The 9,113-nt window shown below is 41.2% G+C and carries 11 protein-coding genes; 1 reads left to right on the top strand and 10 read right to left on the bottom strand.

The features are described 5' to 3' along the window. From spoIIAB to spoIIM, 10 genes are all read right to left on the bottom strand, one after another. A complete protein-coding gene (gene spoIIAB, locus ACFVSH_RS19185; RefSeq protein ID WP_387707356.1) occupies nucleotides 1–459 on the bottom strand; it encodes an anti-sigma F factor in 459 nt (152 codons plus the stop codon). A 1-nt stretch (nucleotide 460) separates the two neighbouring features. Further along, nucleotides 461–811 carry an anti-sigma F factor antagonist gene (gene spoIIAA, locus ACFVSH_RS19190; protein WP_034308142.1) on the bottom strand — a complete coding sequence of 117 codons (351 nt, stop codon included), beginning with the start codon at nucleotides 809–811 and terminating at the stop codon, nucleotides 461–463. 131 nt (nucleotides 812–942) lie between these two features. Further along, a complete protein-coding gene (locus tag ACFVSH_RS19195) occupies nucleotides 943–2,109 on the bottom strand; it encodes a D-alanyl-D-alanine carboxypeptidase family protein (RefSeq protein ID WP_387597759.1) in 1,167 nt (388 codons plus the stop codon). Nucleotides 2,110–2,307: 198 nt separating this feature from the next. After that, nucleotides 2,308–3,612: a pyrimidine-nucleoside phosphorylase gene (locus ACFVSH_RS19200; protein ID WP_192205400.1), complete on the bottom strand. Its 1,305-nt coding sequence runs from the start codon at nucleotides 3,610–3,612 to the stop codon at nucleotides 2,308–2,310. A 64-nt stretch (nucleotides 3,613–3,676) separates the two neighbouring features. Next, on the bottom strand, nucleotides 3,677–4,489 hold the full coding sequence (locus ACFVSH_RS19205; protein ID WP_260284612.1) for a purine-nucleoside phosphorylase: 813 nt from the start codon (nucleotides 4,487–4,489) through the stop codon (nucleotides 3,677–3,679). Then, the gene (gene deoB, locus ACFVSH_RS19210; RefSeq protein WP_387597762.1) at nucleotides 4,490–5,692 is read right to left on the bottom strand and encodes a phosphopentomutase; all 1,203 of its coding nucleotides are present in this window, start codon (nucleotides 5,690–5,692) and stop codon (nucleotides 4,490–4,492) included. A 299-nt stretch (nucleotides 5,693–5,991) separates the two neighbouring features. After that, the gene (gene xerD / locus ACFVSH_RS19215; RefSeq protein WP_387597765.1) at nucleotides 5,992–6,885 is read right to left on the bottom strand and encodes a site-specific tyrosine recombinase XerD; all 894 of its coding nucleotides are present in this window, start codon (nucleotides 6,883–6,885) and stop codon (nucleotides 5,992–5,994) included. A 5-nt stretch (nucleotides 6,886–6,890) separates the two neighbouring features. Beyond that, nucleotides 6,891–7,121 carry a YqzK family protein gene (locus ACFVSH_RS19220; protein ID WP_370662551.1) on the bottom strand — a complete coding sequence of 77 codons (231 nt, stop codon included), beginning with the start codon at nucleotides 7,119–7,121 and terminating at the stop codon, nucleotides 6,891–6,893. A gap of 165 nt (nucleotides 7,122–7,286) precedes the next feature. Then, complete coding sequence (gene fur, locus ACFVSH_RS19225; protein WP_034311309.1) at nucleotides 7,287–7,736, bottom strand: ferric iron uptake transcriptional regulator; 450 nt, start codon at nucleotides 7,734–7,736, stop codon at nucleotides 7,287–7,289. A gap of 119 nt (nucleotides 7,737–7,855) precedes the next feature. Then, nucleotides 7,856–8,503, bottom strand: a complete 648-nt coding sequence (gene spoIIM, locus ACFVSH_RS19230) for a stage II sporulation protein M (protein ID WP_192205404.1) — start codon at nucleotides 8,501–8,503, stop codon at nucleotides 7,856–7,858. Nucleotides 8,504–8,642: 139 nt separating this feature from the next. Here spoIIM and ACFVSH_RS19235 point away from each other — a divergent pair. Then, a partial coding sequence (locus tag ACFVSH_RS19235) for a GNAT family N-acetyltransferase (protein WP_387707358.1) occupies nucleotides 8,643–9,113 on the top strand: 471 nt, incomplete at its 3' end.

Consider the following 9,113-nt stretch of genomic DNA (forward strand, 5'->3'; position numbering starts at 1 on the left):
TCAAAAATCAAAAATACCTAAAAAGCACAAAAATATTATTTTATTAAATAGCTTATTAAATCTAATGATCGTGCCTTCGCCCTTGTGGGAAATAATATTGATTTCATCCGTGAAGTTTTCCATGATGGTGAATCCCATACCGGAACGTTCAAGTTCGGGTTTTGTCGTAAATAACGGCTGTTTAGCCTCCTCGACGTCTTCAATGCCCAGTCCTTCATCCCGGATGGTCAATTCCACAGTATCTCCTTCGATGACCACTGAAATGTAGACCCATCCTTCCGGATCACTTTCATAACCATGGATAATCGAATTCGTAACGGCTTCTGACACGACAGTCTTGATCTCTGTCAATTCATCCATCGTCGGGTCCAATTGGGCAATGAAAGCCGCAACAGTTACCCTGGCAAAAGATTCATTTTGGCTAAGTGCAGAAAATTTCGTTTCCATTTTATTTTTCATCTTAGGCAACCCCCAGTCTTTGCAAAGCGTTTTTTTCGGATAGTTCCATTTTAACAATTTTAAACAACCCTGACATCTCAAATAGCCGCTTTACTGCTGGAGAAATTGCACAGACCACCATTTCACCTTGCTTTTTGTTTACCTGCTTATAGCGCCCTAAAATAACTCCGAGCCCCGAACTGTCCATAAAATCCAATTCTTCCATGTTGAGGATGATATGCTTAATATTATGCTTTTGAATGGCTGCCTCTGCCTGGTTTTTCAATTTTTCTGCTGTATGATGATCCAAATCACCTTTGAGACGAATGCACAATACGCGGTTTTTCGCCTCCATATTAATCGTAAGACTCATTATATACAGCCTCCTTCACTGTCTTATAAAGAGTCAAATTCTCTTTTTCACCTGCCGATTCCTCCTTACTAGCAAAACTAGTGGAGTTTCGCCTAAATTAGTACGATTAACAGGCAATGCGACAATTTATTCTATTTCGCGTGGGTAAACATGCCGAAAGCCCTTTTATACAATTGCCACCAGCTCGCATTTTCAATAGTTTCCTTCGCGACGATCGGAGATTCGACATACACCTTACCGTTTTTCTTCAATTCAAGCGTACCAATTTCATCCCCTTTTTTAATCGGGGCAGCCAAATCTTTATCAAGCGTGATTTTTTTTGTAAAGTCCTTTGCCGTTCCGTTTTTGGCTGTCAAAACTGAAATAGGTTCACTTGTGACCCCCACCACGGATTTTTTGTGTCCTTTACTTACCTTGGCTTCACCTAACACCTCGCCGCGTTTATAAATCGGGTATGTGATGTATTGTGAAAATGCATAATCTAACATCTTGGTGACCTGAGCATTTCGTTCTTTTGGAGAAACAGCTCCGAAAACGACGGCAATGACACGCATATTCCCTTTTTTAGCAGTCGCTGTCAAACAATACTTCGCTTCATTTGTGAATCCTGTCTTCAATCCATCGACCCCAGGGTAAAATTTCACTAATCTGTTCGTGTTGACAAGCCAGAACTTCTTTTCGGTATTTTCACGGAGATAATCTTCATATGTACCCGTGAACCTTGTAATCGTATCGTATTTCAATAACTCCTTTGCCATTATCGACATATCATGTGCCGAACTGTAATGATCTTTAACAGGAAGGCCTGTTGCGTTTTGGAACTTTGTATTTTTCAACCCGAGATCTTTCGCCTTTTTGTTCATTTTCCTAACAAACTCTTCTTCCGAACCAGCTAGACGTTCAGCCATCGCCACCGATGCATCATTCGCCGAACCAATCGAGATGCCCTTGAGCATTTGTTCTGTTGTCATTTCTTCACCTGGCTCGAGAAAGATCTGGGAACCGCCCATCGATGCTGCATACTCACTAGTCCTGATTTTCTCCTTCATGCTAAGTTCGCCTTTATCGATCGCTTCCATGATCAACAGCATCGTCATGATTTTCGTCATGCTTGCCGGTGAAAGACGAGCGTCTGCATTTTTATCATAGAGAACAGTACCTGTATCCCGTTCAATCAAAATAGCGGATTTAGCATTTGCCGCTAATTCGACTCCTTTTTCTTCAGCTGCTTTTGTATGTGGGATGCTAAAACCCAATGCTACCAAAACGGTTAAAAATAGAGAAAGAATCCGCTTCATCTCCATACCCTCCAATCTTTATAGGTTTTATTTTTTCCATTAAACCCATTTTTATACAAATAAAGATGAATTTTGAAACATATACTGGATATAGGGCAACAAATTGAACCAAATTAAAAGAGGATGCGCATGGGCATCCTCTTTTAACATTCAATGGAATAAACGTGAAAAGGCCGCTCAATAGCGGCCTTTTTACGTTTATTCCATAATCTCTTTATAGATCAATGTAGGTTTTTCTATTTTCTCTTTTGAAATCGCAATGCTTTCATACAATTTTTCTTTTACCTTTGAAACATCTTCAAAATTGCTGTAAATCGTCACTAGGGATTCACCTTTTGCCACGGTTTCCCCGATTTTTTTACGAAGTACCAGTCCGACTGCCAAATCAATCTCTGATTCCTTTGTTGCCCGCCCGGCGCCCAACAGCATGGCTGCCGTTCCTACCTCATCAGCGATGATTTCCGATACATAGCCGTCCTCTTTCGCTTCCAGCTCGAAAGTATGAGCAGCCTGCGGTAGTTTTTCCGGCTGATCCACAACCGAACCATCGCCTCCCTGCGCTTCTAGGAAAACCTTGAATGAGTTAAGTGCAGAACCATCCTTGATCGCATTTTCCAGCAAGGTTCTTGCTTCTTCCAGCGAGCTTGCCTTTTTGGCAAGGTATACCATATGGCTTCCTAGTGTTAAAGAAAGTTCCGTTAAATCTTCCGGTCCCTCTCCTTTAAGCGTATCGATGGCTTCCTTCACTTCTAAAGCATTTCCGATTGCGTAACCCAACGGTTGGCTCATATCGGAAATGACGGCCATCGTGTTTCGTCCCACATTGTTTCCAATGCTAACCATTGCATGCGCCAACTCTTCGGAATCTTCGAGAGTTTTCATGAAAGCGCCCGCTCCCGTTTTAACATCAAGTACAATTGCATCAGCACCAGCGGCGATTTTCTTACTCATGATCGAGCCAGCAATCAAACCAATACTGTTAACGGTAGCCGTAACATCACGCAATGCATATAACTTTTTGTCGGCTGGAGTCAGGTTACCACTTTGTCCAATGACAGCTATCTTATTTTTATTAACAAGTCGAATGAACTCGTCATTTTCTATTTCGACATGAAATCCTTTTACAGACTCCAACTTATCGATCGTTCCGCCTGTATGACCAAGACCGCGTCCTGACATCTTTGCCACTGGAACACCTACAGCAGCAACCAATGGTCCAAGCACTAGAGTTGTGGTATCACCAACACCGCCTGTTGAATGTTTATCGACTTTAATTCCTTCAATCATAGATAAATCAATTTGATCTCCTGATTCGACCATCGCCATGGTTAGATCAGCACGTTCCTGCTCATTCATGCCTTTGAAATAAACTGCCATTGACCAAGCGCTCATTTGGTAATCCGGAATCGTGCCATCGGTAAACCCTTTGATGATGAACTGTATTTCTTCCGTAGTAAGAGCCTTTCCATCACGCTTTTTCTCGATTAAATCTACCATTCTCATATTAGAATCCCCACTTTTTCAAAGACACCGGATCTCTTTAGGTGTACTTGTATTTTTGTTCGTTTTATATGTCCTTAACGATATGCTTAACAAATTCAAGAAAACTGCTTTTCACTTTTTCAGTCGTTTCAATTACCTCTTCATGCGACAAAGGCTGATCAAGAATGCCTGCGGCCATATTTGTAAGGCATGAAATTCCAAGCACCTTCATACCACTATGCCTAGCCACGATAACTTCCGGAACTGTCGACATACCAACTGCATCCCCGCCAAGGATCCTTGCCATTTTCACTTCTGCCGGCGTCTCATATGTCGGTCCTGTATTTCCGATATAGACACCTTCTTTAATATCCAATCCTAGTGAAGCTGCTATTTTTTTTGCTTGCGTCCGAAGGCCTTTATTATAAGCCTCCGACATATCAGGGAATCTAGGGCCGAAGCGCTCTTCATTAGGACCAATCAATGGATTTGCCCCCATTAAATTAATATGATCCGTAATGAGCATCAAGTCACCTGGTTCATAGCTTTCATTTACGCTTCCGGCAGCATTCGTTACAATTAACTGCTCAACACCAAGTAGTTTCATTACACGTACAGGAAAAGTGACCTTCTCCATCGAATAGCCCTCATAAAAGTGGAAACGTCCTTGCATGGCTACAACTTTTTTGCCACTTAAATGTCCAATGACAAGCTGTCCAGCGTGTCCCTCCACAGTCGATACCGGGAATTCCGGAATTTCGTGGTATGGAATAGTTATCGGATTTTCAATTTCATCCGCCAATACTCCAAGCCCGGAACCAAGAATCAGTCCTATCTCCGGAGAGCCTTCAATTTTACTTTTTATAAATGAAGCAGCAATCTCTATTTTATTAAACATCTATTTACTCTCCCCTAAATTTAGATCGCCTAATATATTTTTTCCAAAGGCAGGCATTTTTACATCAAAATTAGCAGCGACCGTCGCCCCAATATCAGCAAATGTATCTCTTATCGGTAGTTCGGCACCTTCTGTAAATCGTTTGGAATAAACTAATAATGGGACATATTCACGTGTGTGATCGGTTCCTTCATGGACCGGATCATTCCCGTGATCGGCAGTGATGATCAATAGATCATCCTCTTTCAGTTTATCAAGGACTTCCGGCATCCGGGCATCGAATTCTTCCAATGCCTTTCCGTATCCCTCTGGATCGCGGCGGTGACCGTATAAAGCATCGAAGTCGACTAGATTAAGGAAACTTAACCCTTTGAAATCCTGTTCTACCGTTTGGATTAATTTATCCATTCCATCCATATTGGATACGGTCCTCAATGATTCAGTGACACCTTCCCCATCAAAGATATCAGAGATCTTCCCGATTGCGAGCACATCATATCCAGAATCTTTCAATTCATCCATTACAGTCCGGTTAAAAGGCTTCAACGCATAATCATGACGGTTAGGCGTTCTTTTGAAGTTGCCTGGTTCACCTGTGAACGGTCTGGCAATTACGCGTCCAACCTTGAACTCATCAGCCATTGTCATTTCACGGGCAATTTCACATATCTTGTATAATTCGTCTATTGGGACGATATCTTCATGTGCAGCAATCTGTAATACGGAATCAGCTGATGTATAAACGATCAGCGCACCCGTTTTCATATGTTCCTCGCCAAGCCTTTCAATGATTTCCGTGCCGCTTGCCGGGACGTTCCCAATAATTCCCCGACCCACCTTCGCCTCGAGTTCATTGACTAATAGTTCCGGGAAGCCATCTGGAAATACACGGAATGGAGTCGATATATTTAACCCCATGATTTCCCAATGTCCAGTCATCGTATCTTTTCCTGTAGAGGCTTCCTTCATTTTCGTATAGTATGCGAGAGGTTGCTGAGCTTTATCAATCCCCTTGATTTCACGGATATTGCCTAAACCCAATTTTGCGAGAGTCGGCATGTTCAATCCATTCATTCTTTCTGCGATATGGCCAAGTGTATCCGCCCCTTTATCGCCGAATAAATCTGCATCAGGCGCTTCGCCAATCCCAACTGAATCCATAACTACTACAAATATACGTTTAAATGCTGAATTTCCTTTCATGAGTCATTCCTCCTAAAATAGTAAATCACTTTTTATACTCTCTATAATACCCTTACTCTGCTCAGTTACTCTTCATTTAAATGAAATCGCGAGAACGTCAGAAGTCTGACCTCTCTACATTGTAAACGATTACCATGATGTAGACAAATAATATATTTCGGAATGAAACAAAGTGCCCCAAGATGCACATTGGAATTATTTGCAGCCCCTATAGCAGTCCGTACAAACGGAGAATAAGGCTGCTCCTTCAACTGCCCCGCAGTTAAATTCACAACCTTTTCTATCATTCTACTATTCTTTTAAGCTCGCGGATGGAATTTTGAATATACATCCTTGATCCGTACGTTCGTAATATGTGTATAAATTTGAGTTGTCGAAATATCCGCATGACCAAGCATTTCTTGGACGGCACGTAAATCAGCCCCGTTCATCAATAGATGTGTCGCGAACGAATGTCTTAGTGTATGCGGTGTAATTTCTTTTTCAATTTGTGCTGATTTTACAAGTTTTTTTAGAATCTTCCAAAATCCCTGCCTTGTCAGCCTGTTTCCATGATGATTCAAAAAAAGTGAATCTGTCCTGTGCTTGGGACTGGCCATTTTCCCCCGGGAACTTTCCATATAATGTTCTATCGCACCCAATGCAGTTTGTCCAATCGGAATGATCCTCTCTTTATTTCCTTTCCCTACGCAACGGACAAAACCCATCGATGCATGGACATCACTTACATCCATGGATATCAACTCACTGACACGCATACCCGTCGCATACATCAGTTCTAGCATCGCCTTATCACGTAAACCGAATTCATCCATTTTCTTCGGGGCATCCAATAGTGCTTCAACCTCTTCCATGCTTAATACCTTTGGAAGGCTTCGTTCCGGTTTTGGCGTTTCTATATGTATGGACGGATCCTGCCCGGTTACTTTTTCCCTTAGAAGAAATTGATGAAAAGACCGAATGGAAGCTATATGACGCGCCACCGTCTTCGACGATTTCCCTTGATCCTTCAAATGCACGAGAAAATGCAGGATGTTCACCCGCCGTGAATCATTCCAGGCTTCAATGGTTTCAACATCTTTCAGATAGCTCCAATATGATCTTAAGTCACGCTCATACGAGACGAGCGTATTTTTGGCAAGTCCCTTTTCAATGGTTAAAAAATGAATGAAATCCCTAATTTGATTCTCCATATTCATTACTCCCCGTTTAAATAAAACAACATTAAGCGTTCAAGCCATGCATCATCACCCGTATCAACAGCTTTCGATACTTTTACGGCCATGCCTTTCGGTTCATCATAACGATGATAACTTTGATATTCCTGATTTAACCATACCATTCCTATATAAAAAAGAACAGTGAAGCTAACAAAGAGAACCATCACTTTAGCCGTGTGCAAAACAAGCGATAATGATGTTTTCATCATCTTTCCCCTCCCATTCGATCCTTTGTATCAATCTATGCCCAACAGGACAAGTTTTATACGTGTTTCGGAAAGGAGAAAACAAAAACAGCTCTTCCTTGAGAAAATAGGTTTTTAAAATGCAGAAAACCTTCTCCATTAAATGGAAAAGGTCCGACTTCATTCACCTTAATTTTCTTCTTTGTCATGACATCGATGACAAATGCCATGAAAGGTTAATCTATGGTCTTTAATCTTGAAGTTCCAGTCGCGTTCCACGATGTCTTCTACGTCTTCAAGTAGGTCTTCCTGGATCTCATCTACCGCACCACATTCCACACAAACAAGATGATGATGGAAATGCGCAGCTCCTTCTTGTCTTAAATCATAACGGGAAACCCCGTCTCCAAAGTTAATTTTATCTACTATCTTCAATTCAGTCAGCAACTCTAGCGTACGGTAAACTGTTGCCAATCCAATTTCCGGCGACTTTTCTTTGACAAGGAGGTAAACGTCTTCTGCGCTTAAATGATCCTCTTCATGCTCAAGTAAAACGCGGACGGTCGCTTCTCGCTGAGGCGTTAATTTGTAGCTGGACGAGTGTAACTGCTTTTTTATCCTATCAATTCTGTTTTCTATTTCCATACCTAATATTCCCTCCCGCGCCGCTATCTTATCCATTATATCAAAAGAGGGAAAACTGTCAAAATAGATTTCTTGTTAATGATAAAAAAATTTGCGGGAACGGTAAATTTTCATTAATGACCCAATAAACTTACGACATTTTTCATTAAAGAAGGGGATAGGTACGCTTCAAACGCAGCAGCCGTAATCAAAAATAACCCCGACAAAACCAATGAGAAAATATACCGCGAAATTATCGGCTTCAGCGGTTCACGAACCTGCTTTAGGAAAATCCGGCTGATCATTTTCATTGATAGTGCGACGGCAAGGACGGTTATTACGATGAATATCGGTACGATGAATATATTTTGGGGCAGAATGGCGACAAACGATAATAAGAATCCGCTCCATCCCATTTGATTTACTAAAAAGCCGACTGTGAATCCAACAACCATCCCTTTTATAAATAACAAAACCAGGATGACAGGCAAACCGATGACCGATATTCCCAGAATCCAGATGACCCCGATATATTTTATATTATGCATAATACTTTGACTGAACATATCATGCGAAGATGCAAATTCACCCTTGGATACTTGTCCGAAAAATTGCGATAAATAATAGAACAAGTCTTCCTTTTGGGTAAAGCTCAAACTATTCACCAATATTGCCCCAAAAATGACACCCATCAAAAAAAGCACAGTGATAAAGACATATAATGAGGAATGTTCGTTAATATGTTTCATTACGGCATTTTGTACGACAGATTTTTTTTTCATCTTTCATCCTCCCAACTCCGCTTACTAGAATCTATGTTTTCACTCTCTCATTTATGCTAAGAAAACTTTCCCCATCAGCCAAACACTTTGAATTCAATTCGTGTTATAATTTTCCATATCAATAATATGGAGGCAGGATATGAAAGCTATATTAATGGATTTTCCCGAAAAAATTGAAACCCCGCGATTATATCTAAGACCTTGTCAACCTGGCGATGGCCTGGACCTTTACGAAGCCATTGTCCATTCTAAACCTGAATTGAAACAGTGGCTGCCGTTTGCACATCAAGATTTTTCGTTGGAAACTTCTGAACAGAACGTCCTTAAGTCCTTTGCGGACTTTATTTTAAAAGAGGATATCAGGCTCCATATTTATAGGAAAGAAGACGATCAATTCATTGGCTCCACTGGTCTGCACCGAATTGATTGGGATATCCCTAAATTCGAAATTGGCTATTGGATTGATACAAGATACAGTAAACTAGGCTACATAACGGAGGCAGTGGAAAGGTTAACCAAATTTGCCTTTTACCATTATGGGGCAAAACGAGTTGAAATCCGCTGTGACCCTAATAATATAGCCAGCAAACGGATTCCTGAGAGTATTGGA

It is taken from the genome of Peribacillus sp. NPDC058002, from assembly GCF_042886655.1.
Lineage (GTDB): Bacteria > Bacillota > Bacilli > Bacillales > DSM-1321 > Peribacillus > Peribacillus aracenensis.

Excerpts from the sequence above, each read along its gene's own strand:
- spoIIM (WP_192205404.1), bottom strand. The coding sequence starts at position 8,503 with ATGAAAAAAAAATCTGTCGTACAAAATGCCGTAATGAAACATATTAAC.
- ACFVSH_RS19220 (WP_370662551.1), bottom strand. The coding sequence starts at position 7,121 with ATGATGAAAACATCATTATCGCTTGTTTTGCACACGGCTAAAGTGATG.
- ACFVSH_RS19200 (WP_192205400.1), bottom strand. The coding sequence starts at position 3,612 with ATGAGAATGGTAGATTTAATCGAGAAAAAGCGTGATGGAAAGGCTCTT.
- xerD (WP_387597765.1), bottom strand. The coding sequence starts at position 6,885 with ATGGAGAATCAAATTAGGGATTTCATTCATTTTTTAACCATTGAAAAG.
- ACFVSH_RS19205 (WP_260284612.1), bottom strand. The coding sequence starts at position 4,489 with ATGTTTAATAAAATAGAGATTGCTGCTTCATTTATAAAAAGTAAAATT.
- ACFVSH_RS19195 (WP_387597759.1), bottom strand. The coding sequence starts at position 2,109 with ATGAAGCGGATTCTTTCTCTATTTTTAACCGTTTTGGTAGCATTGGGT.
- spoIIAA (WP_034308142.1), bottom strand. The coding sequence starts at position 811 with ATGAGTCTTACGATTAATATGGAGGCGAAAAACCGCGTATTGTGCATT.
- deoB (WP_387597762.1), bottom strand. The coding sequence starts at position 5,692 with ATGAAAGGAAATTCAGCATTTAAACGTATATTTGTAGTAGTTATGGAT.
- spoIIAB (WP_387707356.1), bottom strand. The coding sequence starts at position 459 with ATGAAAAATAAAATGGAAACGAAATTTTCTGCACTTAGCCAAAATGAA.